This window comes from Herminiimonas arsenitoxidans (genome assembly GCF_900130075.1).
In the GTDB taxonomy this organism is placed as follows: domain Bacteria; phylum Pseudomonadota; class Gammaproteobacteria; order Burkholderiales; family Burkholderiaceae_D; genus Oxalicibacterium; species Oxalicibacterium arsenitoxidans.
The window spans coordinates 1,436,778-1,461,634 of record NZ_LT671418.1 but is presented as its reverse complement, the minus strand read 5'-3'; the positions used below and the strand labels follow the sequence as shown (position 1 = coordinate 1,461,634).

The 24,857-nt window shown below is 55.3% G+C and carries 33 protein-coding genes; 24 read left to right on the top strand and 9 right to left on the bottom strand.

What is annotated here, in order from left to right:
• The first annotated feature begins 42 nt into the window (after positions 1 to 42).
• The 15 genes from BQ6873_RS06870 (at position 43) to BQ6873_RS06800 (ending at position 12,396) form a co-directional block, all read left to right on the top strand.
• Positions 43 to 249: a hypothetical protein gene (locus BQ6873_RS06870; RefSeq protein ID WP_076591984.1), complete on the top strand. Its 207-nt coding sequence runs from the start codon at positions 43 to 45 to the stop codon at positions 247 to 249.
• A 124-nt stretch (positions 250 to 373) separates the two neighbouring features.
• The gene (locus BQ6873_RS06865; RefSeq protein WP_076591983.1) at positions 374 to 859 is read left to right on the top strand and encodes a gp436 family protein; all 486 of its coding nucleotides are present in this window, start codon (positions 374 to 376) and stop codon (positions 857 to 859) included.
• Complete coding sequence (locus tag BQ6873_RS06860; protein WP_076591982.1) at positions 856 to 1,467, top strand: phage protein Gp37; 612 nt, start codon at positions 856 to 858, stop codon at positions 1,465 to 1,467. Before BQ6873_RS06865 ends, BQ6873_RS06860 begins: the two co-directional genes overlap by 4 nt.
• Before the next feature lie 8 nt (positions 1,468 to 1,475).
• Entirely contained in the window at positions 1,476 to 1,769 is a 294-nt protein-coding gene (locus BQ6873_RS06855; RefSeq protein ID WP_157889141.1) for a hypothetical protein, read from the top strand.
• Between the two features lie 55 nt (positions 1,770 to 1,824).
• On the top strand, positions 1,825 to 3,243 hold the full coding sequence (locus tag BQ6873_RS06850) for a phage tail sheath subtilisin-like domain-containing protein (RefSeq protein ID WP_076591980.1): 1,419 nt from the start codon (positions 1,825 to 1,827) through the stop codon (positions 3,241 to 3,243).
• 53 nt (positions 3,244 to 3,296) lie between these two features.
• Positions 3,297 to 3,683 carry a hypothetical protein gene (locus BQ6873_RS06845; protein ID WP_076591979.1) on the top strand — a complete coding sequence of 129 codons (387 nt, stop codon included), beginning with the start codon at positions 3,297 to 3,299 and terminating at the stop codon, positions 3,681 to 3,683.
• A gap of 2 nt (positions 3,684 to 3,685) precedes the next feature.
• Positions 3,686 to 4,279: a hypothetical protein gene (locus BQ6873_RS06840; RefSeq protein WP_076591978.1), complete on the top strand. Its 594-nt coding sequence runs from the start codon at positions 3,686 to 3,688 to the stop codon at positions 4,277 to 4,279.
• 152 nt (positions 4,280 to 4,431) lie between these two features.
• Complete coding sequence (locus BQ6873_RS06835) at positions 4,432 to 6,177, top strand: phage tail tape measure protein (RefSeq protein WP_157889140.1); 1,746 nt, start codon at positions 4,432 to 4,434, stop codon at positions 6,175 to 6,177.
• A 9-nt stretch (positions 6,178 to 6,186) separates the two neighbouring features.
• Positions 6,187 to 7,431, top strand: coding sequence for a DNA circularization protein (locus BQ6873_RS06830; protein ID WP_076591976.1), 1,245 nt, complete (start codon positions 6,187 to 6,189; stop codon positions 7,429 to 7,431).
• Positions 7,428 to 8,540, top strand: coding sequence for a phage baseplate assembly protein (locus BQ6873_RS06825; protein ID WP_076591975.1), 1,113 nt, complete (start codon positions 7,428 to 7,430; stop codon positions 8,538 to 8,540). The genes BQ6873_RS06830 and BQ6873_RS06825 overlap by 4 nt, the downstream gene beginning before the upstream one ends.
• The gene (locus BQ6873_RS06820; RefSeq protein WP_076591974.1) at positions 8,540 to 9,160 is read left to right on the top strand and encodes a phage baseplate assembly protein domain-containing protein; all 621 of its coding nucleotides are present in this window, start codon (positions 8,540 to 8,542) and stop codon (positions 9,158 to 9,160) included. The genes BQ6873_RS06825 and BQ6873_RS06820 overlap by 1 nt, the downstream gene beginning before the upstream one ends.
• 52 nt (positions 9,161 to 9,212) lie before the next feature.
• On the top strand, positions 9,213 to 9,563 hold the full coding sequence (locus BQ6873_RS06815) for a phage GP46 family protein (protein ID WP_076591973.1): 351 nt from the start codon (positions 9,213 to 9,215) through the stop codon (positions 9,561 to 9,563).
• Positions 9,563 to 10,627: a baseplate J/gp47 family protein gene (locus BQ6873_RS06810; RefSeq protein WP_076591972.1), complete on the top strand. Its 1,065-nt coding sequence runs from the start codon at positions 9,563 to 9,565 to the stop codon at positions 10,625 to 10,627. The genes BQ6873_RS06815 and BQ6873_RS06810 overlap by 1 nt, the downstream gene beginning before the upstream one ends.
• A complete protein-coding gene (locus BQ6873_RS06805) occupies positions 10,627 to 11,202 on the top strand; it encodes a YmfQ family protein (RefSeq protein WP_076591971.1) in 576 nt (191 codons plus the stop codon). The genes BQ6873_RS06810 and BQ6873_RS06805 overlap by 1 nt, the downstream gene beginning before the upstream one ends.
• 3 nt (positions 11,203 to 11,205) lie before the next feature.
• Positions 11,206 to 12,396 (top strand): hypothetical protein, encoded by a 1,191-nt coding sequence (locus BQ6873_RS06800; protein WP_076591970.1) that lies wholly within the window; start codon positions 11,206 to 11,208, stop codon positions 12,394 to 12,396.
• A gap of 1,147 nt (positions 12,397 to 13,543) precedes the next feature.
• Here BQ6873_RS06800 and BQ6873_RS18335 read toward each other — a convergent pair.
• Complete coding sequence (locus BQ6873_RS18335) at positions 13,544 to 13,678, bottom strand: hypothetical protein (protein WP_269457233.1); 135 nt, start codon at positions 13,676 to 13,678, stop codon at positions 13,544 to 13,546.
• A 552-nt stretch (positions 13,679 to 14,230) separates the two neighbouring features.
• Between BQ6873_RS18335 and BQ6873_RS06790 the strand changes: the two genes are divergently transcribed.
• The 5 genes from BQ6873_RS06790 (at position 14,231) to BQ6873_RS06775 (ending at position 16,721) form a co-directional block, all read left to right on the top strand.
• Positions 14,231 to 14,620: a hypothetical protein gene (locus BQ6873_RS06790; RefSeq protein WP_076591968.1), complete on the top strand. Its 390-nt coding sequence runs from the start codon at positions 14,231 to 14,233 to the stop codon at positions 14,618 to 14,620.
• A 61-nt stretch (positions 14,621 to 14,681) separates the two neighbouring features.
• On the top strand, positions 14,682 to 14,981 hold the full coding sequence (locus BQ6873_RS06785) for a Gp49 family protein (protein ID WP_076591967.1): 300 nt from the start codon (positions 14,682 to 14,684) through the stop codon (positions 14,979 to 14,981).
• Positions 14,982 to 15,287: 306 nt separating this feature from the next.
• Positions 15,288 to 15,473 (top strand): Com family DNA-binding transcriptional regulator, encoded by a 186-nt coding sequence (locus BQ6873_RS06780; RefSeq protein ID WP_076591966.1) that lies wholly within the window; start codon positions 15,288 to 15,290, stop codon positions 15,471 to 15,473.
• The gene (locus BQ6873_RS18110) at positions 15,445 to 15,597 is read left to right on the top strand and encodes a hypothetical protein (protein ID WP_173830587.1); all 153 of its coding nucleotides are present in this window, start codon (positions 15,445 to 15,447) and stop codon (positions 15,595 to 15,597) included. The genes BQ6873_RS06780 and BQ6873_RS18110 overlap by 29 nt, the downstream gene beginning before the upstream one ends.
• A complete protein-coding gene (locus BQ6873_RS06775; protein ID WP_076591965.1) occupies positions 15,594 to 16,721 on the top strand; it encodes a GNAT family N-acetyltransferase in 1,128 nt (375 codons plus the stop codon). The genes BQ6873_RS18110 and BQ6873_RS06775 overlap by 4 nt, the downstream gene beginning before the upstream one ends.
• Here the strand turns inward: BQ6873_RS06775 and BQ6873_RS06770 are convergent.
• The 3 genes from BQ6873_RS06770 to BQ6873_RS06760 all read right to left on the bottom strand — a co-directional run bounded on the left by BQ6873_RS06770 (position 16,623) and on the right by BQ6873_RS06760 (position 19,574).
• On the bottom strand, positions 16,623 to 17,729 hold the full coding sequence (locus tag BQ6873_RS06770) for a tyrosine-type recombinase/integrase (RefSeq protein WP_083664406.1): 1,107 nt from the start codon (positions 17,727 to 17,729) through the stop codon (positions 16,623 to 16,625). The genes BQ6873_RS06775 and BQ6873_RS06770 overlap by 99 nt on opposite strands.
• A gap of 74 nt (positions 17,730 to 17,803) precedes the next feature.
• Positions 17,804 to 18,268, bottom strand: a complete 465-nt coding sequence (locus BQ6873_RS06765) for a universal stress protein (protein ID WP_076591964.1) — start codon at positions 18,266 to 18,268, stop codon at positions 17,804 to 17,806.
• An 85-nt stretch (positions 18,269 to 18,353) separates the two neighbouring features.
• Positions 18,354 to 19,574 carry an MFS transporter gene (locus BQ6873_RS06760; RefSeq protein WP_076591963.1) on the bottom strand — a complete coding sequence of 407 codons (1,221 nt, stop codon included), beginning with the start codon at positions 19,572 to 19,574 and terminating at the stop codon, positions 18,354 to 18,356.
• Between the two features lie 336 nt (positions 19,575 to 19,910).
• On the opposite strand from BQ6873_RS06760, the gene BQ6873_RS06755 reads away from it, so the two are divergent.
• Both BQ6873_RS06755 and BQ6873_RS18020 read left to right on the top strand, forming a co-directional pair.
• Complete coding sequence (locus BQ6873_RS06755; RefSeq protein ID WP_076591962.1) at positions 19,911 to 20,333, top strand: hypothetical protein; 423 nt, start codon at positions 19,911 to 19,913, stop codon at positions 20,331 to 20,333.
• A 42-nt stretch (positions 20,334 to 20,375) separates the two neighbouring features.
• Positions 20,376 to 20,546 (top strand): hypothetical protein, encoded by a 171-nt coding sequence (locus BQ6873_RS18020; RefSeq protein WP_157889138.1) that lies wholly within the window; start codon positions 20,376 to 20,378, stop codon positions 20,544 to 20,546.
• 142 nt (positions 20,547 to 20,688) lie between these two features.
• On the opposite strand, the gene BQ6873_RS06750 is transcribed toward BQ6873_RS18020, so the two are convergent.
• The 4 genes from BQ6873_RS06750 to BQ6873_RS06735 all read right to left on the bottom strand — a co-directional run bounded on the left by BQ6873_RS06750 (position 20,689) and on the right by BQ6873_RS06735 (position 23,065).
• Entirely contained in the window at positions 20,689 to 20,895 is a 207-nt protein-coding gene (locus BQ6873_RS06750) for a DUF6494 family protein (RefSeq protein WP_076591961.1), read from the bottom strand.
• A 299-nt stretch (positions 20,896 to 21,194) separates the two neighbouring features.
• Positions 21,195 to 21,857 (bottom strand): thiaminase II, encoded by a 663-nt coding sequence (tenA, locus tag BQ6873_RS06745; protein ID WP_076591960.1) that lies wholly within the window; start codon positions 21,855 to 21,857, stop codon positions 21,195 to 21,197.
• A 50-nt stretch (positions 21,858 to 21,907) separates the two neighbouring features.
• Positions 21,908 to 22,606, bottom strand: a complete 699-nt coding sequence (locus tag BQ6873_RS06740; protein WP_076593986.1) for a TenA family protein — start codon at positions 22,604 to 22,606, stop codon at positions 21,908 to 21,910.
• A gap of 129 nt (positions 22,607 to 22,735) precedes the next feature.
• Positions 22,736 to 23,065 (bottom strand): nucleotide pyrophosphohydrolase, encoded by a 330-nt coding sequence (locus BQ6873_RS06735; RefSeq protein WP_076593985.1) that lies wholly within the window; start codon positions 23,063 to 23,065, stop codon positions 22,736 to 22,738.
• Between the two features lie 350 nt (positions 23,066 to 23,415).
• Between BQ6873_RS06735 and BQ6873_RS06730 the strand changes: the two genes are divergently transcribed.
• Entirely contained in the window at positions 23,416 to 23,610 is a 195-nt protein-coding gene (locus BQ6873_RS06730) for a hypothetical protein (protein ID WP_076591959.1), read from the top strand.
• 92 nt (positions 23,611 to 23,702) lie between these two features.
• Here the strand turns inward: BQ6873_RS06730 and BQ6873_RS06725 are convergent, their stop codons facing one another.
• Complete coding sequence (locus BQ6873_RS06725) at positions 23,703 to 24,074, bottom strand: YgiW/YdeI family stress tolerance OB fold protein (RefSeq protein WP_076591958.1); 372 nt, start codon at positions 24,072 to 24,074, stop codon at positions 23,703 to 23,705.
• 267 nt (positions 24,075 to 24,341) lie between these two features.
• On the opposite strand from BQ6873_RS06725, the gene BQ6873_RS06720 reads away from it, so the two are divergent.
• A complete protein-coding gene (locus BQ6873_RS06720; RefSeq protein WP_076591957.1) occupies positions 24,342 to 24,668 on the top strand; it encodes a hypothetical protein in 327 nt (108 codons plus the stop codon).
• The last annotated feature ends 189 nt before the right edge of the window (positions 24,669 to 24,857 follow it).

The window sequence follows — 24,857 nt, the reverse complement described above, 5'->3', positions numbered from 1 at the left end:
GGCCGCCGATCGGCAACCCAATAACGCATTGAAGGAAAAATCATGGCTAATAAAAATTACGTGGTCGTCACCCCGCTGAAAGTACCAGGTAAAGAAAAAGGTGAGTTCACCACGCTGCCTGAAGGTACGCCAATCACGATGGACGATACCGAAGGCGAAATTCTGGTGGGTATCAAAGCGATCCGCGTACCGGACGAAGTCGCAGTAGAGCCAGTTGCTGTCGGCGGCAAGACCGCAGCAAAGAAATAAACGAAAACGTGATGGACATGCCGCGTAGTGCCGACTACGTGGGGCAGACGCAAGATGTCAGGCAGCCGTGAGGCGAGACGTCAAGCACGATCAATAAGCAGCACCTAACTTCAAGGAAATCAACATGACGTACGCAACGCCCCAAGACATGATCGCTCAGTACGGTGAACGCGAAATGCTCGCGATCGCTGACCCTGACGACACGGGCGACGTCGACCTTGCAAAGGTGCAGCTTGCACTAGACAGCGCGTCGGACCAGATTGATTTCTCGGCCGGCCAGCGTTGTGCGCTGCCGTTGGTAATCAACACGCCAGCGGTGGCGACCTTTTTGAAACAACTCTGCATGGATATCGCCCGGTATCGCATGACTGGATCGAGCGGCGTTACCGCTACCGATGAGGTCAAGGATCGATACAAGGAAGCGGACGGCAATTTGAAAATGATCATGTCGGGCAAGATCATCCTCTGCGCGCAAAGTGGTGACGGCATCGCTAGCGGCGGCCAAGGTCTGCAGCCTGACAGCCTGACCGCAGGCGAAGCTGAGTCTGAAGGCGCGGGCCGAATGTTCACTTCAGACAGATTGCATGACTACATGGGTCGCCTAAAGTGATCGGCGAACTCGAAGACGCGGTTGTTGCGCGCATCGAGCTGCTGAAGCCGGCGCTGCCTTACAGCCTGCCAACGATTGACTCATACGGCGGCCAGATCGACGACAGCGCCCAGGCGACTTTTAAATTTCCGGCCGTATTTGTCTCGTTCGTCAACATGAAGACCGAGAAAGCATTCGGCGAACGTGACCGACTGTGCACCGTCAATCTCGTGCTGTATGTCTGCACACGTAACGCCCGTAACGAGCGGTCACGGCGTCAAGGCAGCGCGCATGAGGTCGGCAGCTATCAGTTGGCCGAAGACATGATTGCGCTGCTTGAAAATCAAAGCCTCGGTATGCCGATGCACCGCGCACTGACGCACACCAAGATCGACACGCTGTTTGTCTCGCGCAAATCGGACGGGGCGAAATCAGAAAGCATTCTGGCTGTCGGCTTTGAATGTTCGTTCGTATGGGAAGCCGCTTTGCCTGAATGCGCCAATGGCGGTGTGCCGGAAATTGTTTCACCCGCCCACGAATGGCTACGCACCGGTCAGACTTTTTATATCAAGCCTGGCGACGACACCGCCGACCTTACGGCATTAACCGAACACGCACCTAATCCATAGAGGAAACCATGAGCATTCTTATGTACGTACAAGCGACAACCGGTTTGAAGGTTCCAAAAGAAGGCAACCCGCGTGTCTACATCACTGGCACAGACATCGAGCCTGTCAAGGCCAGCCACTATTACCGCAAGGCGATATCGGACGGTGACCTGGTTGAACGGACCGAGAAGGAATTCACGGAGGCACGCGCAAAAGCGGAGGAAGCAGCAGCGGCGGCCGCAGTCGCAGCCGAGCAGCAGCTTGCCGCTGAACAGAAGGCCATCGCCGCCGCAGAACGCGCCGCAAAGAAAAGCGCCGGCTGATTTAGCCAGGGCAAATTAGTAAAACCTTTTTACGTATAGCGAAAGCACATCAATCATGGCTTCTCAAAACATTGCATTTGAAAAAATCGGCTCCAGCAATCGCAAGCCTAGCGTGCTGGCAGAGTTCAACATCCGCATGGCGACGCGCGGCTTGCCGGGCAATCGTCAAACCACGTTGATCATCGGCCAGAAAACTGCGGCCGGATCACTGGCCGCGCTGACGCTGACCAATGTGTTCTCGGACGTCGAGGCGGCGCAACTGTGCGGCTACGGCTCGCAGATTCACCGCATGGTATTGAAGACGCTGAAGGCCAACAAGTACTCGAACATCTCGATCATGGCGCTGGCTGACGCCGCTGGTGTCGCCGCGAGCTGGCCTATCACCGTCGCCGGCGTACCAACGGCCGGCGGCGTATTCAGCCTGGCGTTGAATGACGACATCATCGAGGTCGCTACCGCTACCACCGACACGCCTACGACGATTGCTGCGGCGATTGTCACCGCCATCACCAGCCGCCCCGAGCTGGCATTTTCTGCGGAAAACGAAGCAGGCGTTGCCACGATTGAGGCGAAGAACAAAGGCACCGTGGCCAACGCCTTCAAGGTGACGGTTGCGGGCACAACGCCAGGCATTACGTTGTCTGTCGGCGCGCAAGTGCCAGGCACGATTGATCCTGATATCACCGCCGCCTTGACCGCCGCTTTCATTGGCGGGCATGACCAGGTTGTGATCGCTTACAAAGACGCGCCGAACGTAGTGGCATTGCGCAACCACATTGACGCCGTTAGCGACCCGGCCGAGAAACGCTGGGCTCTTGGCTTTGTCGGGTCAAACGGTTCTTTTGCGACCGCGATGGCTTTGTCTGCTTCAATCGGCCACGGCTTCATCAACAATCCTTGGTGCCGTAACACCACCACGCCAACGATGGAGATTGCGGCCGCTTACGCCGCCGTGATCGCCGCGAACGAAGATCCGGCGCTCGGTTACGACAACGTCGAAGTCAAAGGCATTGCGGTGCCGCTGGTGATTGATCGCACCTCGCGTACTGAAGAAGAAAGCGCGCTCTACAACGGCCTCGCACCGTTGAGTGTTGGCCCCGGTGAGCGCGTGCAGATTGTTCGCGCTGTCACTACCTACACGGTTAACGCCGCTGCGGTACCGGATGTCGCATGGCTGGATATCACCACGCCGCGCACGATGAAGTATGTGGCCAAGGTGTTTATCGAAGACCGCGCTCGTACATACCTCGGCGGCAAAATTACGGACCGCCGCATTGCGGCAATGCGCGATCGCGGCATTGTGCTGCTGAAGATGCTCGAAGATTTGGAAATCATCGAGGCCGTTGATGACAACCTGGACGACTACATCGTTGAGCGCGACCTGCAGGACGTTAGCCGTGTCAATGAACGCATCCCGGTCGACGTCGTGAACAACTTGCACATCATCGCCGAACGTTTCGACCTGCTGCTGTAAAGCGCCGCCAGTTAGACACACCGACCGATTATCAAATTTAAGAGGCACACAGCATGGGTATCAAGAACAAAGATTATTGCGGCACCATCGTTCTGGAAATTGACGGCCAAGAATATGACGTCGTCTCCGTCACACCGAACGTTAAGACCGGCAACAAAACGGTGCAAACGATGAACAGCAAGCGCCGCGCGTTGGGCTCTTCGTGTGGGGTTATCGAGATTGCCCTGAAGATTGAAGCGGCGATCCCGCTCGACAAGTCGGAGCCGGACTGGATCAAGATGCGCAATGCCACCATGACGATTTACCCGGCATGCGGTGTAGGCGGCAAGCGCGAAATTTACACAGGTTGCACCACTGAAGAAGTCGGATCAGCCTACACCGTCGGCAAAGAAGCCGTCCGCTCCATCAGTCTGCACGCGCTGGACTTGCAGGTAGTTTGATCATGACCTTATCTTTGATTGAACGATTGAAGCTAGGCCGTGACGCCACCGCACCGGTGACCGTTAACGGCGTCGAGCTCGCGTTGCGCGTTCTGACTGAGCAGGACCATCAGATCGCCGCGCTGGCGGCCGACGCGATGCTGATCAAGCATGAAACCGAATTGACGATGTCTACTGCAGACACCTTTGAAGCTGAGAAGGCACTGCAGCTCATCACGTTGGCCGCGCTCGACCCGGAAACCAAAGCGCCGGCGTTCAAGGACGCCGACGAAGCCCGGTCGATTCTGATACGCGCTGACCGCGACTTGATCAGCGAAAAGTACCTGGATCACGAACGCACGTTTTCACCATCCGGCCGTAACTTGACCGAAGCGGAATTTGAAGAGCTTTTGGAAGAAGTAAAAAAAAATCCCGCGACGCCACGGTTGATCGCTTTAAGTGGCGATGGGCTGAGAAAGCTCATAGTTTCTTTGGCCGACCAGCTATCGATCTCACAGAAGGCCAGTGGCTCTTTATCCTCGGGATCGCGATCAGCGAAGCCGCAGGTGAAGAAGATCAAGGAGACGGGCAGACACGTCGAGCATCACGGCGAATAAACGACCCAGTCCCGCCATCAAAAAAAGTGCGCAAAGGATTGCAACGCCGCAGACGCGGATAACAAGTGGGGCGGCCATCGCCAGCGCCATCACAATAATCAAGTAGGTCATAACCACAGGGTACACCAGTGAACCAGTCGATGAGTTTGCAGATGCAGTTGACCGCCAACGGGAGTCAGCTTGCATCGACTCTTCGCGCTGGCAGCCGCGATGTCGCCACCTTTGCCAACAATACGGTCGGCTACGCCAATCGTATCGGGCAAAGTTTTAAAAACGCCTATCACCACATGAACGGCTTTTCGATGATCAGCAAGCTGGCCGTCGCGGCCGGTGGCTATTCGCTCCTGACCGACGCATTGCGCCGCAATCTGGAGTTCGAGAAAACGCTCCTGGACATGAAGCAGACCGCGCAAATGACGGTGAAGGAGGCGGCAGCGATGCGCCGGCTTGCCATCGACGCCGCCTCCGGGAACATGGCGCTGCCTAATGAAATGGCGGAAGGGATGAACGCCTTTGCCAAGGCCGGTATGAAGCTCGACAAAATCAAGCCGTCGATCGATGAAGCCGCGCGAGCCGCAGTAGCGTTCCGCTCGACCGTCGAACAAATCGCAAACCTCGACTTCGATCTGCAGGACAAGCTGAACCTTGACCCTAAGGACATCAAGGACGCGCACAACATGCTGCTGTATCACGCCAAGAGCGGCCGCTATGAGGCGGCACCGATGGCGATGGAAGCGCCGAAGTATCTGAACAGCGTGGCCAGTGTCGGCATCACAGGTATGAAGGGCTTAAATTTCACCGGCGCAATGACGCAGATTCAAATGAAACTTGCGCCATCGACTCAGCCAGGCGAAGTCGCGACTTTCATGGAGCACGGTCTTGGCCACATCACCAGTGAGCGTTACGTCAAGGGTTTAAGCAAAGCCGGCATCGACGTCAAAAAATATATGCCAGGTGGCAAGTTCTACGGAGAAGGCGGAGTACAAGGCGCAATGGACTTGGCCGCTGAGATGAAAGAGAAAGGCCTTGAAGACCCGTTCAAGCTTGATAAGGCCGGCTTCCGTGACATGTACACCAAGAAGTTCTGGCGGCAGATGATGAAATATCACTCGGAAATTCAAGCCGCGATGGTTGAAGGCGATAAGGCCGCGCTGGATGACATGGTCGGACGTGATAAAGCCGAGATCATGGCCAGCAATTACGGCAAGTTCAAACAGATGGAAATCACCAAGGCCAAGGGGCAAGTATCAGACGGCGCGCAGTCTGCGGTTTCGGCTGGCGCTTCGGTGACAGGCTGGGCCGCTGAAAATCCAGGAACTGCCATCGGCGCAGGAGCGGCCGCACTTGTCGCTGGCCGCTTGTTGTGGAAGCGCGTTACTGGCGGCGGTAGCGGCCCGATGGACAAGATTCTTGGCGCGGCTGGCAAGGCCGGCATGCCGGTGATGGTAACGAACTGGCCCGCCGGCATGGGCGGCCCGCGTAAGGCGTCCGACTTCATGAGCACATTGCCAGGCAAAGCCGTAACAACCGGAACCGCTGTGGCAGCCGGCGCGTCCGTTGCCACGACAGCCGCAGCGGTTGCCGTTGTGGCCGCGCCACTCGTAGCGCTTTACGCCGGCAAAAAATGGCAGGAGTCGCAATCTGGAAAAGAAGCCAACGCACGCCGCTACAAGCTGGAAATCGAGCAGCTTGAACGTCGCATTAATACTGTAAAAGCGGGCGATCCTACAATGGCGGCCGGTCTTGAGAAACAGCGCGATCGCCAACAAGCGCTACTTGAAAAAATGATCGCCGAGATCGCGAAGATGAACGATCGTCCAATCGAGGTTCATATCGACGCCGAACCCGTGGCCGCAGCGGTCAACAAAGCCAACGGCCGCGATTCGCGCCGTCAATAGGAGAAGATTTTGTCCTGGGAAAAACTCCTTCTGCCTGCATCGTTCAAGGGCATTGAATTTCCGGTAGTACGCATATTCGATGACATTGCGCGCTCGGTGGTGGCAGACGAATACGCGTACGTTGACGGCGCAAACACAAAAGACCTTGGCCGGTTTGGCCGCCGTACCTACATCACGTCCATTATCTACGGCGACAACTACGAGGCTGAACTCCAGACGCTGATTGCAAAGCTCGATGAGGCCGACTCCGGCACATTGGTGCACCCGATCTTTGGCGTGATAGAGGCGCAGTTCGTGCGCGCCGGCTTCCCGCACGAAGCTACCGAACCCGATCAGTGCCGCTTCACACTGGAGTTTCTGGAAAACAGCCTGGGCGGAATCTTGTTCGACCGCGTGCTGCCGATCCAAACCATCGAGGCCATCAACCAAGCCGCTGATGAAACGACGCTGGCCGCAGGCGAACGCTTTGTGCGGGACATATTGAGCAAAAGCTTGCCGGCGCTTTTGCGCGAGCAGCTTTCGTCTGACCTGCTAGGCGTGATGGATAAGTTGCAGGACTATGCGTCTCTGGCGCTCGACGCGCGGGAGTTCGTCGTGTCCGGTCTGCACTATCTGGCCAACCCGACCGCGTTTGTCGATGAACTCACTGGCGGCATGGTGTCACGAATCAAAGCGCTGTTCTCGCCGATGGACTTGCGTCTCGGCAGTAGCAGCGACGATTCGATTGCGTACAACGGCATAGGCTCGGTCTGGTCCGGCCCGGTTGCGGACATTCAGCGGCCGCTTATTCCGGTGACCGATGTGGCCGCTACTGACCCGGTCCTGGTGACGCATGTCTGTGTGCAGCAAGCAGTGGCAGTGGCCGGCTGCGCGGCGCAGTTGTTCGACCGCGCGCTCGACGCTGACGTATTGACGCCGAACGATATCGAGACCGTAGCGGCCGACACGCGTACCGCGCTCAACGTTGCGATCGCACTTGTCGTGGCCACCTACCCGGACATCGTTCAATCGCGCCCGATCACGGAGCCGCTCAAGCGTCTTGCGTTGTCCGTGTCTGACGCGGCCGAGAAGCTGATCATGGCCAAGCCGCCGTTGATCGACCGCGTGGTGGAAACGCCAGGCAATCTGCATTTGCTGGCGCACATTTGGTTTGACGACTACGCGCGGGCCGACGAGCTGCTGCGTCTGAACCCACAAATTACCAACCCGAACTTCATTCGCCTCGGCAGCACGTTACGGGCTTACGCTGTATGAACGACCGACTCGACCCCGTCAGCGTATTAATCGGCGGCAAGGCGCATCAGGCTTGGCAGGGATATCGGATCGATAGCGATTTGATGACGCCCGCCGACGCCTGGAGCCTCACCTGCGCAATCGATGCCAACGCCGCCAGCCCGGACAATATTTATGAAGGGGCTGAAGCGCGCATCATGCTGGGCAGTGACTTGATCATGACCGGCTTGGTTGACGACGTGGACGAACCTCTTAACAAGACCTCTCGCACAATGGAATTGTCCGGACGCGATCGCGCCAGCTTTTTGCTGGACTGCTCAGCGCCGATCATGTCTATGCAGCAGGCCACATTGAAACAAGTGGTCACCAAGGCCGTGGCGCAGCTTGGTATCAAGGATGTGGTGTACCAGGCTAAACCCGCCTCGCCGCAAAAGAAGGTACAAACCGAGCCGGGACAAAGCGTCTGGGAATGGTTGCAATCGGCCTGTGAAGTGAACCAGGTATGGCCGTGGTTTTCGCCAGACGGCAAATTGATTATTGGCGCGCCAGACTACACAACGCCGCCAGTCGCGCATCTGGTGATGCGGTTCCGGCCTAACGCCAAAGGCAACAACATCCAGAGTTTGCAGCGCACGCGCAGCATCAAGGATAGCTACTCTGAAATAACAGTACTCGGTCAATCATCGGGCGACGGCGACGCTGGCCAGCACAACATCAAGGGCGTGGCCAAAGACGACACCATGCCGGTGTATCGCCCGAAAGTTGTGGTTGACGGCAACTGCGACTCAGACGAGCTGGCGACGCGCCGCGCTAATAAATTGATGGCGGATGGACGTCTTGCGCGGGAGCGTATAGCGATCAAGGTTGAAGGCCATCGCGTTATAAAGAGCGACGGCGGCAACCCACCGTGGGCGCCAGGTATGCGCGTGCACATCCTGTCGGAGCCGCACGGAATCAACGCTGTGTATTTTCTGACGCGACGCGTTTTCACTTTAAACAAGGCCGGCGCGCGCGGGACTGACCTCTATTTCGTACCTGACAGTGTCTGGCTGCTGAACATTCCGTTCGTCAAAGCAAGCCGACGCAAGGATTCCGGCAAGAAAAAAGGCCATTACGTGGACAGTAAATAATGGACAGCAAACGCATCAAGGAAATGATCGGCTCTGCTCTTAACAGCGTGCGTTCTGCACTGAAGGGCAAAGTCAAACGCGCGGTCGGCGGCAAGCGCGTGATCGTGCTGCAACTGGACGGGTTAAAAGGTGAGCCGTTCAATAGCACCGAGCATTTCCAGATGCCGGGCTATCGCGCCATGCCGCTAGCCAGCATGGACGCGGTCATCTTACCTATGAACGGCAGGAGCGCTAACAGCGTCGTTGTGGCCATGAGTAACGGCGCACTGTTTATCGCCGACTTGCAAGACGGCGAATGCGCGATATTCAATGAGAATGACGGCGTAGCGAACTCGGTCGTTTTGCGTAACGGCAAAATCATGGAGATCACATGCGACGTTCTCAACTTCAAGGTAGCAACTTCGGTAAATTTCGACACACCGATTGTGAACATGACGCACAATCTGGCGGTCGCTGAGCAAGCAAAATCGTTGACCCTGTCGGTCACGTCCGCAGCGGCGGATGCATCGACTCTGGCGGGCGGTCTTCACGCTGAAGGCGACATCAGCTCCGGTGACATTTCTCTTGGCGAACACCGCCATCCTGAAAACGGCGACATCACCGATCCTCCGCAGGCGTAATAACTAAAACGTTTTAGTTACCGCGCCTCACGCGCGCGGGGAGAATCCGCTCATGGATTCTCGCATTGACCCACAGACTGGCGGCTACGACGGCACGCGCATTATAGATCTCAGCAACGAGATCTATTTTCGCATCACGACGCCGCTCGGTGGCTACGCGCTCGATAAAAAGCTGGGCAGCAAACTGCACACGCTGCGGCGCGTTAAAGACCTTGAGCGCAACAAGACACTGGCAATCCAATACACCGAGCAGGCATTGCAGCCGCTGCTTGATTCAAAGCGTGCCGACAAGATCAATGTCATAGCGGAGTGGAATCATGACGGCCGCCTATATCTGGCCGCCGAAGTGTTTCAACACAATCGCCTGGTCGGCATCTTCAAAGATTTCGTGAAGGTCGCCTGATGCCATTCCCACTACGCAAACTCCCGCAAATCCGTGACGACATGCTCGCCGGTATGCGTAATCTCGACCCCGACATGGATACGGGCGAGGCATCGGATAACTACATCCGATCGAGCGGGATCGCTAGCGCTGTCGAAGGCCTGTACCAATACATGGGCTGGGGCGTCAATCAAATCTTCCCGGACACCGCCGACCTGGACAACTTGCAGCGGTTCGCCAGGGCGCGCAACATTCCGATCGTGCTGGATTCAAATGCAATCGGCGCTATCGCCTTAACCGGCGTCGTCGACGCAGAAATTCCTGCGGGGACTATTGCTGCGGTTTCAGACGGCAATCAGTACCGCACGACCGCGATCGGCACGATAGACGGCACCGGGCACGCCACGGTAGCCGCCAAAGCACTTAACGCGGGCGTGATAGGCAATCAACCAAACAACATGCCGTGCACGCTGCAGGAAGCGCCACCGGGTATTGACGCTAACGCGACTTTGCTTGAGATGGGCGGCGGCGCGCCTGCGGAATCCGTCACCAAATTATTGTCGCGCGTACTGGAGTTTTTGCGCAGCCCGCCAGCCGGAGGCAATACTACCGACCACGTGCGCTGGGCGATGGAAGTGCCTGGCGTAACTGCGGCCTGGTGTTACCCAAAACGTCGCGGCTCCGGCACGGTGGATATTGCGGTCATGTCCAACGGCGAGCCGCCGACTGAGTCACTGCGTATAGCGGTAGCCGCCTATGTGGACGGTAAGGCACCGCCGTACGGCGATCGCATGATAGTCGGCCCTGAACAAATCGTCATCGCGGTGACCGCGTCTCTGGTCTTACGCGACGACGTATTGCTGTCGTCCGTTCTCGCTTTGGCAGAGGCGGCACTGGCCGAGTACTTCAGTACGCTGAAGCCAGGCGACACGATCTACCTCGCGCGCATCCGCAGCATCTTCACCAACATTCCGGGCGTGATTGATTACACCGTGAGCGAACCGGCGGCCAACGTCACGACGCTGGTCGACGCAACACACGTCCAGATCGGCAAGCTCGGCGCCGTCACCCTGACCGAGTCCTGATGGATAAGCACGCCGACCTATTCAAGCTGCTGCTGCCGCCCGTTGCTTACGAGCGCGCCGACGAGCGGTTGACCGTATTGGTCGAGGCGGAAGGCGCGCAGCTTGACAGGTTTGCAGAGGATGTCGCCGCGCTGCCGCGCGAACTGGACCCGCGTTCGGCCAGCTATTTATTGGAAGACCACGAACGCGTCTACGGTCTGCCGGATGAATGCCGCAAAGCGGCCGACACGATTGTTGACCGCCGGCTACGACTGGCGGCAAAGGTTGCCGAAACGGGCGGCATTTCCCGTGACTACTTTTTATCGCTGGCGGCAGCGCTTGGCTACACCGACGTAACCATCACGTCGTTCAAGCCCTGGAACTGCGAGATGAGTTGCGAGGCGCAGTTGTTGTCGGAGTCGGACCGTTTTGCGTGGCGCGTCAATGTGCCAGGACAACAAACCGTCTATCGGAAATTCACCGCTGAGTCGTCATGTGAAGACCCTATCGACGCATACAAGCAAGGGCCGCTGGAATGCTTGTTCCTCAAGCTGCAGCCGGCCGACGGTGATTTGATATTCAACTATGAGGCATAACCAATGAAACGCATCAATACATCAAACCGCGCGATTGACCTGTTCGGTGCCGGCAAGGACGGCTTCAAGGCGTCCGTACCTGGCATGGCTGACGCCACCTACGGTAGCGCGCTGTTCTTCAATCACGTACAAGAAGCATTGGCACGGACGCGGGAAGCCGCTGGTGAAGCGGTACCGGCCGACAATGATTTTGACTGGTTTACGCGGTCACTCAATAAACTGATCGAGGCGCGCGTTGGCGACTACGCAATCGACACTGGTGCCGCAAATGCCTATGTGGTCGCGATGGACCCACCGATCACGGCATACCCGGCTAAAGCGATCGAAGTGCAATTCAAGGCAGCCAACACCAGCACGATAGTTGCGCCAACGTTAAATGCCGGCGGCGGCGCATTGACCCTGGTGCGTAGCGATGGCTCGGCACTAGCGGTCGGCGACGTGACGGCTGGCGCAATGATCACCGCGACACGCGATCCGGCAACCAACAAGTTTTACATCAGCTCTATCGTTCCATCGCAAGCGATGTCGCAAGCGGCCGCTGATGCACGGTACACGCGGGTTGCATCTATCTCGGCACTGCCTGGCGCGAACGTGGGGCCGATCACGGTGGCCGAAGCCGGCGAGGTCTGGATTTGGTCAGCATCCGCGTATTACACGGGTTACCGATCGCCGCTTTGCGGGCGGCCTCTCCAAGGGCATACGGCAACACCACTGGCCAGTGAATTTGACGGCGTAGGCGGTTTGTTGCCTAAAGCTGCTTACGCGCGGGTATGGGCATACGCGCAGGAAAATGGCTTAGTGGTTACCCAAGCCGTATGGGACGCAAACATTGGCGCTCACTACTTTGTTGACGTGGACGCGACCTATTTCAGAGCGCCTGATTTGCGCAATATGTTCTGGCGATATACCGGAACTGACGCTGACACTGCAAATGCGCGAACCCTCGGCTCCTCCAAAGGCGACACGCTTCAAGGTCACTGGCACGCGCATTTCACTACGGTCACAAACGACCGGCAAATCAATAACGTGGTGGCCGGTCCCGGCAACTGGCCTGCCACCAGTGGCAACACGCTCAAGTCCAACACGGAAGCGTTCATCAAAACGGCAATATCCGATGGATCTAATGGCGCTCCAAGGCTCGGAGCTGAGACGGCCCCTAAAAGTACGGCCTATCACCCGCGCATCCATGCCTAGCCTGTCTGCCCCACTGCAAATGCAAGGGCGCTTGGGAGTAGGCAAGTTGAAGATCTTAAGTCCCACGCCCACACCAGCATTGAAGCGAACTCGACCGCTCAAGCCGGCACTGGTGCTTTGGGTCAGGTCGTTGTTAGCGGTGCCACTCAAGCGACAGGTGGAACTGAGACCCGTCCGAGAAACACGGCTTACCACCCGCGCATTCATGCGTAGCTTAGGCATGGATGCGCGGGTGGTAAGCGACGCTAACCGGGCGAGTTTCTTTGCCAAGCCTCGGCGCGCCATTGATTCCATCGCTGATCGGGCCCGTAATGTTCCAAGCAAGACCAGTAGTGGCCGCGCCGGTACCGCCGGGCCAGTGCCGGTTGTCGTCCCCGCCGACAGAGCTAGCGGCACGAGCCGAGTGATGATGGCCCTGAAGAGCATCCAAGCGCACGCTGCCCATCGTTCTCGCATTTGCAGTGGAGCGGACACTCTACGCATGGATTCTAGGGTGGTAAGCGACGTTGACGCCTCGCGTCTCTGCGCCGCCAGTGCTGCCAGTTGCGCCCGAACTGCTGCCGGCGTAACTATTCGCGCCGCCAGCCGGACCATCTTTGCCTCCGACGTTGGCATGGGAGTGAGCCTTAAGCGCGTCGGCCTGTTTGCTACCGAGCGCTCTCGCATTTGCAGTGGGGCAGACAGCTTACGCATGGATGCGCGGGTGGTATGCGGTGTTTCTCGGGCGCGTTTCGGCGCCACCAAAAGCGTTGACCGGAAGGGTTCCGCTCCCAGTCGTTCCTGTACCAGAGGCGAGGCGAGCGCCGCCGCCAGCGGAAGCGTTGACTTCGAGACTGTGACCGTGAGACTGAACTTGCTGCAGCTGCCTACTTCCCAAGTCTCTCGCATTTGCAGTGACACTGACACGTTAAGCATGGATGCGCGGATGGTAGGCGACGTTGACGCCTCTCGTTTCCGCGCCGCCAGAAGGCTCAATAGAAAGAGAGTTTTTTGCTGGCGTTGGGCTGACAACGTCAGAAGGAGAAAGGTAGGTACTACCACCAGCACTTGTATTGTTTCCTCGCGACCACGCGTCGTGCTTATGCAACTTATAGGCGTCGAGCTGCTTGCTACCAAGCGCTCTCGCATTTGCAGTGGGGCAGACAGCCTACGCATGAATGCGCGGGTGATAAGCGACGTTGACGCTGCGCGTTTCAGCGCCACCGGCGGCCTCTGTCTGTGTGGAAAGAGACATGCCAGCCGCTGTCGCGCCAGTCGAGTACACGCTCCCTGCTTTAAGCACGTTTGGAGTGCCGTGAATATGAGCCCGGAAGGCATCGAGCTGTCCGCTACCCAGCGCCCTCGCATTTGCAGTGGAGCAGACACCTTACGCATGAATGCGCGGGTGATATGCAACGTTGTTCGGACGTGTTTCAGAACCGCCGTGAATCTGCGTCGTGTTCGCGATTGTCCCGGCAACCAAGTTTTGCGCAAGGCGCGGACCGTTAAACGCATTGCCGCCGGGCGCGGAAGTGTAGTCACTTGTAGAGGTGTTGAGCACCGTCCTAGCAATGGCCACTTGCTTGCTACCAAGCACCCTCGCATTTGCAGTGGGGCAGACAGCCTAAGCATGAATGCGAGGGTGATAAGCCGTGTGCTTCGGAGCAGTTTCAGCGGTGCCTGTATTACCGGTCGCGTAGCCACTACTGCCGGCAATCCAATTGGCACCGTTTGCGCCACCGGCGGACAAGTCAGCGCGGCCCAGCAACGGGTGACCGTGGCTCCTGAGAGTGTCGGATTTGTAGCTACCGAGCGCTCTCGCATTTGCAGTGCAAATACTTTTTAAAGGAGAAATATGAATACCATCCCTGTTGACCAAACCGACCAATTCGGTTTTTTCCAGTTCCGCACGGCCGCCAACGAACTCGCTCTGGCACCGGGTTTTTTCAACATCCCGTATCGCGCGTACGCAGACCTTGCGCCGGAAGCTCCGGCCGGCATGATTCAACGTCGCGTTGGTGCCGCATGGGAAGTTGTTGAAGACCACCGCGCTGACACGCTGTACTACGTGAAAACGCCGGCAACTGAAACAAAGCCGGCCGTGCTCGATGTGTACCAGTTTGGAACGGCGGTGGACGTGGACGGCACGCCGGCCAGCTATGACGGCGGCGGCCCGGTACCCGATTGGCTGACTGACGTAGCGCCGGTGCCAGAGCCGGCACCAGAACCAGAGCAACTTCCGTAATCAGAGGCGGCTTAGGCCGCAGCATCCTGCGAAAGTCTTTTTCACTGAATGAAAGTACATCATGAAGTCAGCACCTCCGAACAAGGTAACTATCGACGGCATCAAGGCCAAGATCACCGGCGAATCATTTATACGCACCGCCAGCGGCAAGACAATGATCTGTGAGCTCACGCTGCGGAACGGCTTTACGGTGCGCGGCGAGTCGAGCTGCGTTGACCTGGCCAACTTCAAGGAAGACCTTGGCCAGCAATATTCCCGCGAGGCTGCGGTCGAGAAAATTTGGGAGCTGGAAGGCTATCTGCTGCAGGAGGACATCTACCGCAGCATGGCGGAGGCCGTAAAGCCCGTATCGATAACCTAACGCTGGCGTGTGCTGGAAATCACGCTAACTTTATGGAGGGCAGCCGATGAAGAAATGACGCCGCCGAGAGGCAGTTTGCGAAATTGCGCAAGTTTGCAAACCCATTGAGCCAATGAAAAACGGCGGACACATGTCCGCCGTTCTGTACAAAATTCAAGCATCACCAGGTACGAAAAAAAGACAAGGCGACCTTCGGAATGCGTCAACATTCCAGCCAGCCACATTGCACGCAAAAGAACTGCATGCTCCGCCAAGGCCCTGCCACCCCGTACGGAGGCGGGCGAATATTAGCACGGAGAAACATCAATGCAGGAGATTCGCTGCGGCAGTTGCAACAAGAAACTAGGCGTCGGTATCTTTACCCGCCTGATAATTAAGTGCCCGCGCTGCGCGGTCATTAATCAATTGAGGGCCATGAGTCCCGCACCAGAACGCCATCGAGCGCCTGCACCGGGAGTCACTCATGACAGCGCCAAAGAAACAACCAGGTAAGAACGGGTTTATCTATCAGCAGCAGTTCGGCATCGTCGTTCACTGCAGAGACGAGAAGCATCAAAAGGCGGTCTTCACCGCGCTGGCCAGCAAGGGCTACAAGCTGAAAGTGGTGACGGTATGAAGATCGCCATCCGTCACCAGTGCGACGACTTCGACAGCTACCGCGCATCACGCGTCAAGTCGCTATTCAACGTCGACAGCGGCGCAAACTTCAATCTTGATATAGATCTGCCGATCGACGCCAACGACTGGCAGATCGGCGTTGTCGTCGGCCCTAGCGGCAGCGGCAAGACCAGCATCGGCTCAGCAATATGGGGCGACGGTGCGATCTACCGGCCGACATGGCCAGCCAACACGCCAGTGATCGAGGCGATCGCGCCTGCAGGCAGTTTTGACGACGTGACGTCCGCGCTTTCATCGGTAGGTCTCGGTAGCGTGCCGACATGGTTGCGGCCGTACGCGGTACTGTCGAACGGCGAACAGTTCCGCGCTAACCTGGCGCGCTTGATCAGCGAGGCACCGGAGCGCGCAGTACTGGACGAATTCACCAGCGTTGTCGACCGTCAGATTGCCCAAGTCGGAGCCGGCGCATTTGCCAAAGCATGGCGACGCGGCAAAGGACAAATTGTCCTGCTGTCCTGCCACTACGACATCCTCGATTGGATCAAGCCGGATTGGGTTCTCGATTCCGGTACCGGCGAGTTTTCTCGGGGGTGGGATCGGCCCAGCCCGCGTATCGACGTCCAGTTGTGGCAGACAGACTGGCGACATTGGCCACGCTTTGAGCCGCATCATTATCTGAAGATGCCAAAGATGATCGCCGCCACCAACTACGTGGCCACGGTCGATGGCCATCTCGTTGGACACGTCGGTGTGTCTACTAGACCCGGAATGATTGAGGCACGCGCATCTCGACTGGTGATCATGCCCGAGTGGCAAGGCGCAGGCGTCGGCATCCGCTTCCTCGACGCGGTGTGCGACCTGTGGGCGCGTGGCGAGAACCGCTACGGCAAACCGATGCGTACGCTGTTTCACACCAGCCATCCGGGCTTGGCGGCCGCGCTCAGGCGAAACCCTCGTTGGACGCAGGTATCAGCCAATCTCGTCGGCGCTGACAAAGTGCGATGCATGAAGTCGATGGCCAAGTCAGCCGAGCGAAGCGGAGCCGGCGCGATCGGCAAGGCCGGCTATGGCGGCCACTTCCGAGCCGTGCAAGGCTTCCGGTACATGGGCGACGGCGATTAAATCCGCTTGCACGGCGCGGTACAGGGCGCGCTGCGCGCGAAGCTCTGCCAACTGGCGGCGGCCGACCACGCTGCGCGCCAGCTTGTGCGCTAAATCTCGCCCGCGTGGGTGGTAGTAGCGCAAGAGCATTCGGGTATCTTTGTGACCGCTGATTTTCGCCATCTCGTGCAGCTCGAAGATCGGGGCCAGCACGGATGTCGCCTCATGGCGCAAGTCGTGAAGCCGCAGATCGCGGAAATAGGCCGTATTGGCGCGTCGCCCGAGTCGGGCACATAACGCCTCATACTTGGCTCTGGCGCGATGGCGCGCACGTATAAAGGCCCGCGTTACCGAGCCCGGCGACATCGTGAACACACGGCCACGCAATGGGCGGCCGACTAAGAATAGGCGCAACTCTTCCTTCGCCTTGGGCGTAAGCGGTACCTCGCGAGAGGTGCCGTTCTTCGTATCTACCAGGTGAACCACGCCGTACACCATATCTATACGCTCCCGCAAAATGCCGCATATCTCGCCGCGACGCATGCCGGATTCAGACGCCAGCACCATGATGGTAGGCAGCTCGGCCGACCGCGTCGACCGCATGATCCATTCCAGTTCACCAGGCGGGCATTCGTCTTCAGAGATGCCGCGCAGCTTGATCTGATCGAACAGCCTACGGTCGCGGGCATCGCTCACAGCCGGCCGGCGTACGAGCTGCACAGGGTTGGCCAGCTCGTGCCAGCCCCAATCCTTACGCAGCACCGTGAACACATGGGAGAGGAAAGCCAGCCGGCGCACGACGGTCGACGCGGCCTTATCCTTCAGCCAAGCGTCACGGATTTCAATCAGGTCCGTATTACGGATGCGATCAACGGGACGGCCAGCCAGCCTAGTGCCGAGCCAGGTGCGCGCAATGGAGCGCTCAGCGGCCGCGCCTTTCTTGGCTGCGGAGACTTCTAGAAGGTAGCGGTTGACGATTGCTGCGAGGGTAGGAACGAACAGACGGCGGAGACGAGGGGTGGGTTTCATAGAAACCACGGAGTATCGGCGATTTCCTTGCGGTGTAATTATCTTTCACACAGCGAAATGTTTAACAAAGGCATTTATCTCGCGATAAAGCCGCTATTTATCGCGGCGCGCTTCATGCAGCGTATCTTTTCAACGAGCAGGGCATCGGTAGAGCCACGCCACCACCGCATCGCCAGTGATTGGAGGCGCGAATGACCGACGATCACGAGTTCTATACCCAATTTCTCGACCATGTCTGCAATCATGGGCACCGGCTCACCCATTTCGAGGTGTGGGTGTACGGTCAAACCGGCTTCGCGCAAATGAGCATGACCGGCAGCGAGTTCATCTGCCATTTTTTGCTTTTCGGCCGCAATTTCTTCTTCAACACCAAGCATCGCCACCATCGCATATTCACCGATGACGACGGATTGAGGAGGACTGACGACGGCCAGCAAATGGATCTCAGTGGTGGGGCCGGGGGCGAGTCTTACACATTCTTGCAAAGCGGAACGGCTTTCGGGTGTGCCATTGTAGGCGACCAGAATTTTGCGATACATATAGCCTCCTGATTAGCGATAGTGTGCAATATCAGTATATCGCTAACGGGACCCGGAGCAAGAAAATAGCTTGTTCTTGTGCAATTCAAGAATTGCCTGTCATGTGCGCTGACTTCAGTCGAGAAAAATTCAAGGCGACCAGCAGGACACCGATGGCGCCGATGGTAATCACGACACTGGTGCCCAGATAGGCAATGCCTAAGCCTGCAGCACCGACACCTACCGATTGGCCCAAGTAGAAAAAGGAGGCAAAGGCAGAAACGGCTGCACCACGTCGTTCCGGTGCCATTTGTGTGGCATTGATCTGCAAAGTGTTATGCAGCATATAAAAACCAAGGCCAGCAGCGAAACAGCCCGGGATTGCCCACCACCAGCTTGGTGCCAGCCCAATGGTCAGGAAGGAGGCGGCGATGATAATGCCGCCCCAGAGAGCCAAACCTTTTTCACCCAGATTGCGCACCAATTTGCGCGAAGTGCTGGCATACAGCAAGCCGCCCAGGCCGAACAGCATGACCAGGGAAGCGGCATTCGTCAGTGATATTTGGTGTTTGTGATGCAAATGGGTGGCAATGAATGCAAAGGCGCCGTACAAGAAGCCGCCTTCCAGGAACACGGTGATCAGCACGATGCGCGCCCACGGTTTCGACAATACCTGTCGGAACTCGTTAATCATACGCGGCACTACGGCGCCTTCAGCTTTGTGCGTGGTCAGTGCATAAGCTGGCAGACGTCGATTGAAGGAAAACAGTGTCAGGCTGATCAAGACAAAACACAGTGAAATGCCGAAAAACGGCACACGCCAGCTGAAATAATCGGCGGCCAGACCACCCAGCAATACACCGGCAGAAATGCCCACAATTTGCCCGATCAGGAACTGGGCAAGTACCGGTTGGCGTTCGTCATAAGGAACGACGTCGCCGATCCAGGCCATGGACAAGGGAATGATGGCCGCTGCAGTGGCTCCTGCCAGCAGACGGGCGACAAGAAGCAAGGGATAGCTGGGCGCGAGTGCACATAGCAGCGCGGTCAAGGCGCAGGCTACACATGCGCAGGAAATGACGAAGTACTTCCCGAAGCGGTCACCAACCGGGCCAAAAAACAATTGGGAGATGCCGTACGCGATGGAAAAAGCAGTAATGACATAAGAAACATTCCCCAGGGAAATGCCGAATTCTTGTGCCAGTCGCGGTAGTAAGGGGTCCGTAACACGCAGCGAAATCGCGCTACCGAAGGCGGCAAGCGATAAGGCAGGGATAGCGAGTGCAGGGATGGAAGGTGCGGATTGCGCAGAAGAGCCGTCAGACATGGTGCATTTCAATTTAATCCTGAAGAACGAAGCGTACAGGAAATTCATACATATTATTTGCAGGAATCAACATTAAGGCATTCTTTTAAGCTCCGCTTAAGCTGACCATCCTATCTTGGACATACCGTATTCATGGGAAATGTTTGCATTTCTTCATCTTTTCCTACACGAAGTTGCGTTGCTGTCCTATATGGCGGATTCCACGGTACCGCTACGATGCCAATATCCTGCTCAAACTGGCTGTTTGCTGCATGAATAAGTAAGGAATTTGAGAGCAAGGTAGAAGCACCCTGGATAAGACGTAGCGATTAGAGGCGCAATAAATCAGAGGTGATCATGTCCATACTCCAAACAACACCACAAGATATTTTCAAGCATTTGATTGCAGAAAAATTAGGCGACGTTGAATGGCCGGGATATATCAATACACGCCATGAAATTGCCGAGCATCAAGCGGAACGCATTGAAAAGATGTTGAAAAGAAAGCGTGTGGAAGCCCTGAGGTATTTAGGAAATAAAATTCGGATGGAAGGTTATGCCTATAACAAAACCGAGCCATCTATTTTCACGCCGCAATTTGTACACGCGCTGGGAGAAGAGAATTTCTTGCAGCGTAAGAAACGTAATCCATGGTTAGGAATGAAGCAACAGATGAGTAAGGACAGTGCGAATAAGGTGCTGGGGCCACATGCCAATATTTTGCCTTTTGGGCCGCAGATTACAGTTGGTAGCGAGTTGATTGCGGGCACGCTTCCTTAATACTTTCTGTTGAAGAACCTTCTATAGAATCGAGAACACAACATGAGAAAACTTCACTACACCCTGCTGATATGCGCAATCACCGTGATCGGTGGCTTGTTCATCATTGCACATCCAATACGCGCAGCGGCAGAAAGCAGCCCAGATCAATTTATTGAGCAAACGCAAATCAGCGCCTTGGTCACGATGGCGATTCCGCCATATAAATGGTGAGCTCTTGCATCAAGATCGGGTGAGATGAGGCCGGTAACAGGGTCGAGAAGATAAAGTAAAAACCGGATGCACATCACTGTGCATCCGGTTTCTAGTCATGGTGCTCGAATAATAATGAGAGGCACCTTGATTCAATTCCTATTTATTGAAGACGAATTTCACCATCAAAGGTGATATTCAATTTGAGTCCTTCAATTTCCAGCGTGACCTTTGCAGGGAATGATTCGGTACCGGCAATGCTGCCGTTTGCTATCGCTGCTTCCACTGCTTTTTCAATTTCATGCTGTGAGCTCACTCCCACCATTTTCAAAAATTTACGCATGCTGAGGTTGAAATTTTCTTCGTCCATAATGAACTCCTGTCGATTAGTAGGGAAGTGACGTGTCGCTAGGTACTAGCGGGTACGATCATTCAGAATAATACATATGTCCATGCGTAACATGCGGCATTGCTGTAATCACCTCCACAGTCTACTACTCGTTTGGCATGGCAGGAGCATGCTTACTACCTGAAGTACAACAATCGTCGGGAAGCAATGCCGGATGCTGCAATAAACAGGTGAAATAAAAAAGAGCCCGATTCAAGCTATGAATTGGGCTCTTGCACATGCAGTCGCTGCCTTGTATTGCGATCAGCAATAAAGCTTATTTAGACCGGCCATTGCTCCAGACGATAAGCAGAATCCCAGAACATCCATTCCAGTTTGGCTGCATGCGTATAAGCGATATGCATGTCACGACGTGTCTCTTCACTGGCAACAGACGCTACGCGATCAACAGTTGCGATCACAGCGCGTACAGCAGCGTGGAATTCTTCACCACCGTAGGTGCCTATCCATGAGTCGTAAGGATTGTTCTTGCCTGTGCGGCCGAGAATATCGCGGCCGATTTCGGCGTAGATCCAGAAGCAGGGCAGTAAACCGGCCAAGGCGACTGGATAAGATGCGCTCCACGAATTAGCCAGCAGATAGCTGCTGTAATGATGTGTGGTTGGCGAAAGTGGCGTGGCGGCAAAGGTAGCCGGGCTGACGCCAAATTGCTCCATGAAGTCCTTGTGCAAGCTGCGCTCGACCACCACTGCGCCGTGCGCTGCGTTGGCGAACTGCACTACTTCATCGGCATTGTCTGCCTTGGCGGCGGCAATAGCCAGTGCACGACCGAAAGCGACCAGATAGTGCGCGTCCTGAATCATGTAATGACGGAAGCGCTCTTTGCTCAATGTACCGTCAGCGAGTTCCTGATTGAATGGCATGGTGCGGATTGTTTCAAACAAGGCCGCATTTTTCTTCCAGATTTCAGCAGTAAAAGACATGGTGTTCCTTAACGAGGATGATGGCCCGTCGCATGCGTACAGGCAGGGATTCAGGAGTATTGGAGCGGAGTGTAAACGTGATCGAAGAACTCACGCTCCAGCTTGACGGCGCGACCGAACATATCCGCGCTGCGTGCCTGTCCATCGGCATCGAGTGCCGCACCAGTGCGATCCAGTTCTGAACGTAACCAGCTAATGAATTCGGCAAAGGCTGGATTGTTATGCAAGGTAATCCACTCTGCATGAATAAAGCGTTCTGGCAGCGTAGCGTTTGGACGGTCAGCCCAGCTCAAGTACAGCCATTCCGCCACGACCAAGACAGACAGGCACAAAGGATAGATTCTGCTTTCAGCCGCTTCTGCCATCAAGTCTTGAAATGCCTTGGTTGGTGCAGTCAATTGTGGCGCAGTGCGATGTTTGGCAGCGGTGCCGAGTTCATCGAAGGCGCGCAGGAAATAGGTATTTTCATCGCTGGTAATCATTGCAGCAAAGCGTGCCAATCGTACCCGTGACTCAAAGCGATCAGCGCTGGCAATGGCTGCGCCTAGCAGGGCGACGAAGCGATCGATGAATTGATAATCCTGCACCAGATAATGTTGCAGCACATCTTCTGCCACCGTGCCGGCAAATAACTCATCGATGAAGCGATGATTGATCGCGGCATTCCAGTTATCTTGATTCTGTTCGCGCAGCCATTCCGTAAATGTACTGGCAGTATTTTTTCTGGCGTTGAATTGTGTATCGGTCATGAGCAATTTCAGAATGATCGAATGGCGTGTCGCGTAGCCATCGTCAACTTTACGGGAATATAAGAAGTGATGAACGTTGCAAAAAACGTTCATCTCGATTCGCGCCGATCAAGTCGGCAGTGACGAATTTTACAGTGCTGGGTATTTTTTTGCGTTGATCACAAGCTTGTCTTGAATCGCTGCATTCAAATCAACCTTGAGGACTGAAGCCAGACGTATCAGATACAGCGCAACATCGGCCAGTTCCTGACGTACGTGTTCAGCGGTTTCCGGTGCTTGTGCCACTTGCCAGGATTCTTCTTCGCTACGCCATTGAAAAATTTCTACCAACTCACCTACCTCACCGGTCAGGGCCATGGCCAGATTCTTGGGTGAATGGAATTGCTGCCAATTGCGCGCATCAGCGAATTCTTCCAATACGTTTTCTAATGCTTTGGTGTCGAGCAGAGTTTTGGTCATGAATTGTGCAAGTTGAATGGCGATGAGCTGCAATGATAGCGCAACAGTCGGGCATGGCCAGGATCCTACATCCGGCTATATCGAGAGTGTGCAAGTCGTCGCGTGCCATCAAATTTTCAATATTGTTATCCGATAGTGATATCCGGAAAAAAGAAACAGCAGCAATGTTGCATTGCAGTACATGCAGGTACGTGGATTCCACAATTTACCATTTTCTTAACATCTCTTATATTCCAGTCAGTGGTTTCAGTGGCGTATGCATTGTTTCGTCGTGAGAGTACGCGTATCAACTGCTGGTGATTAACCAGTGTTTGAAAATACATAGAATCATCAATCCAGAAGGAAGAGCAATGAGTAAAGTATTATTCGCAGCATTTGCGTTGGCTATGTTATTGGCTGGTTGTGGCGCTGAAAGCCATACACCTGCAGAACCTGCTGCAACAAGCACAGATCCAGCTGCACCATTGAGCCCGGAAGCTGAAGCTGAAAAAGAAAAAATCCGTAAACAAAATGCTGCTGCTGAAGCTGCATTGTCCGGACATTAATCTTAGTCAGGTCTGCAAAATAAAAAACCGTCGCATGCGACGGTTTTTTTTATGTCTACGATACCCATTTGAGTATCAATTTATTTGACGAGTTATCTCAATAAGATGAGCGTATCTACGTCGACCTCCGGACTTTGAAGAAAGTCTTTTTCCACTTTTCCTCTTAACTCGACTTTGGTATTCGCATCAACTTGCTGCCCTGCAAAACGCTTGGCATCGATCTCAACGCGAATTTCACCGGTTCCATCGGAGAGGATGTATTTATCGTGTCCTACTTGCTTAATCAGAAGCCCACGCAGCATGACAGGTTGATCGTCGACGGGATTTTTCAGAATATCGGCTACTGAGCTGACGGTAATTTGTGCTGATGGGCCAACGTACTGTGCTTGCACTACTAGCGGGGAGCACATGAATGCTGCTGTTGCTGTGAGAACCAATGCTGCGCTTTTACTTTTGATAGTCATCTAAAGTCTCCTTTTGTCAGAGTGAGTGCTGCTCGTAGTTCACTGTCTATAGTAAGCCAGATTCATTGTGAGGCGGGAAAACCGAAAATAGCTCGTCTTTGTTGAGCAATGGCCAATGATTTTTTGGGGATGTATATTCAAAAATGATCGTGAACGATGCATCTCTATCGGCTTAGGTACAATATGTCCTCAAGGCGATGTAAAAAATCGTGATGAACGACTGCTTTGAAAAATTGAATTTAACCGACCATCATTTTGGAAGTGAAAATGAATTTAACAGAGATCGTTAGCCAGTTCGAAACGCGTGAAGCGGGTACAGATTCTTACGTTGAGCTGCGTACACAGTGCCTGTCCCTTATCGACAATGATGCGAATAATGCCGCCGCATATTTCCTGATCGCCAGCTTTGCCAGATCGTATGTCATTCTTTACGAAGAAGAAGCCGTGACTATCGATGTCGCGCGCAAGGCAAAAACCTTGATGCTGGATTATTTGCGTCAGATCGTCGCAGCGCAGAGTGGCAACGCAGAGGCACGCTTATCTGCCGTTAATGCCATCGTGATCGATTATCTGCGCGGAGAAAAAATCTTTTAATGGCGTCTTGCCAAATCTGAGCCGGGAAACGTTTGCTCGCGTGGCAGATTGCTTTTCCGTCTTCTGAACTTTCCTGCATCGTTTAAATGAGGCGGAAATGGGCGTACGCACGTCGCGTCAAATTGCGCGTTGTGAAATCGTTTGAATATTGTGGATTTAAAATATGAAAAATCAGCGAGGAAAAAAGTG

What these genes read in the sequence shown, in the direction of transcription:
- BQ6873_RS06750 (WP_076591961.1), bottom strand. Translation starts at nt 20,895, where the DNA reads ATGGACGAAGAAAATTTCAACCTCAGCATGCGTAAATTTTTGAAAATG.
- BQ6873_RS06835 (WP_157889140.1), top strand. Translation starts at nt 4,432, where the DNA reads ATGCAGTTGACCGCCAACGGGAGTCAGCTTGCATCGACTCTTCGCGCT.
- BQ6873_RS06865 (WP_076591983.1), top strand. Translation starts at nt 374, where the DNA reads ATGACGTACGCAACGCCCCAAGACATGATCGCTCAGTACGGTGAACGC.
- BQ6873_RS06870 (WP_076591984.1), top strand. Translation starts at nt 43, where the DNA reads ATGGCTAATAAAAATTACGTGGTCGTCACCCCGCTGAAAGTACCAGGT.
- BQ6873_RS06820 (WP_076591974.1), top strand. Translation starts at nt 8,540, where the DNA reads ATGGACAGCAAACGCATCAAGGAAATGATCGGCTCTGCTCTTAACAGC.
- BQ6873_RS18110 (WP_173830587.1), top strand. Translation starts at nt 15,445, where the DNA reads ATGACAGCGCCAAAGAAACAACCAGGTAAGAACGGGTTTATCTATCAG.
- BQ6873_RS06855 (WP_157889141.1), top strand. Translation starts at nt 1,476, where the DNA reads ATGAGCATTCTTATGTACGTACAAGCGACAACCGGTTTGAAGGTTCCA.
- BQ6873_RS06770 (WP_083664406.1), bottom strand. Translation starts at nt 17,729, where the DNA reads ATGAAACCCACCCCTCGTCTCCGCCGTCTGTTCGTTCCTACCCTCGCA.
- BQ6873_RS06720 (WP_076591957.1), top strand. Translation starts at nt 24,342, where the DNA reads ATGAATTTAACAGAGATCGTTAGCCAGTTCGAAACGCGTGAAGCGGGT.
- BQ6873_RS18020 (WP_157889138.1), top strand. Translation starts at nt 20,376, where the DNA reads ATGAGAAAACTTCACTACACCCTGCTGATATGCGCAATCACCGTGATC.
- BQ6873_RS06760 (WP_076591963.1), bottom strand. Translation starts at nt 19,574, where the DNA reads ATGTCTGACGGCTCTTCTGCGCAATCCGCACCTTCCATCCCTGCACTC.
- BQ6873_RS06785 (WP_076591967.1), top strand. Translation starts at nt 14,682, where the DNA reads ATGAAGTCAGCACCTCCGAACAAGGTAACTATCGACGGCATCAAGGCC.
- BQ6873_RS06800 (WP_076591970.1), top strand. Translation starts at nt 11,206, where the DNA reads ATGAAACGCATCAATACATCAAACCGCGCGATTGACCTGTTCGGTGCC.
- BQ6873_RS06730 (WP_076591959.1), top strand. Translation starts at nt 23,416, where the DNA reads ATGAGTAAAGTATTATTCGCAGCATTTGCGTTGGCTATGTTATTGGCT.
- BQ6873_RS06780 (WP_076591966.1), top strand. Translation starts at nt 15,288, where the DNA reads ATGCAGGAGATTCGCTGCGGCAGTTGCAACAAGAAACTAGGCGTCGGT.
- BQ6873_RS06735 (WP_076593985.1), bottom strand. Translation starts at nt 23,065, where the DNA reads ATGACCAAAACTCTGCTCGACACCAAAGCATTAGAAAACGTATTGGAA.
- BQ6873_RS06765 (WP_076591964.1), bottom strand. Translation starts at nt 18,268, where the DNA reads ATGTATCGCAAAATTCTGGTCGCCTACAATGGCACACCCGAAAGCCGT.
- BQ6873_RS06845 (WP_076591979.1), top strand. Translation starts at nt 3,297, where the DNA reads ATGGGTATCAAGAACAAAGATTATTGCGGCACCATCGTTCTGGAAATT.
- BQ6873_RS06775 (WP_076591965.1), top strand. Translation starts at nt 15,594, where the DNA reads ATGAAGATCGCCATCCGTCACCAGTGCGACGACTTCGACAGCTACCGC.
- BQ6873_RS06815 (WP_076591973.1), top strand. Translation starts at nt 9,213, where the DNA reads ATGGATTCTCGCATTGACCCACAGACTGGCGGCTACGACGGCACGCGC.
- tenA (WP_076591960.1), bottom strand. Translation starts at nt 21,857, where the DNA reads ATGTCTTTTACTGCTGAAATCTGGAAGAAAAATGCGGCCTTGTTTGAA.
- BQ6873_RS06790 (WP_076591968.1), top strand. Translation starts at nt 14,231, where the DNA reads ATGAATACCATCCCTGTTGACCAAACCGACCAATTCGGTTTTTTCCAG.
- BQ6873_RS06740 (WP_076593986.1), bottom strand. Translation starts at nt 22,606, where the DNA reads ATGACCGATACACAATTCAACGCCAGAAAAAATACTGCCAGTACATTT.
- BQ6873_RS06825 (WP_076591975.1), top strand. Translation starts at nt 7,428, where the DNA reads ATGAACGACCGACTCGACCCCGTCAGCGTATTAATCGGCGGCAAGGCG.
- BQ6873_RS06850 (WP_076591980.1), top strand. Translation starts at nt 1,825, where the DNA reads ATGGCTTCTCAAAACATTGCATTTGAAAAAATCGGCTCCAGCAATCGC.
- BQ6873_RS06755 (WP_076591962.1), top strand. Translation starts at nt 19,911, where the DNA reads ATGTCCATACTCCAAACAACACCACAAGATATTTTCAAGCATTTGATT.
- BQ6873_RS06725 (WP_076591958.1), bottom strand. Translation starts at nt 24,074, where the DNA reads ATGACTATCAAAAGTAAAAGCGCAGCATTGGTTCTCACAGCAACAGCA.
- BQ6873_RS06805 (WP_076591971.1), top strand. Translation starts at nt 10,627, where the DNA reads ATGGATAAGCACGCCGACCTATTCAAGCTGCTGCTGCCGCCCGTTGCT.
- BQ6873_RS06840 (WP_076591978.1), top strand. Translation starts at nt 3,686, where the DNA reads ATGACCTTATCTTTGATTGAACGATTGAAGCTAGGCCGTGACGCCACC.
- BQ6873_RS06810 (WP_076591972.1), top strand. Translation starts at nt 9,563, where the DNA reads ATGCCATTCCCACTACGCAAACTCCCGCAAATCCGTGACGACATGCTC.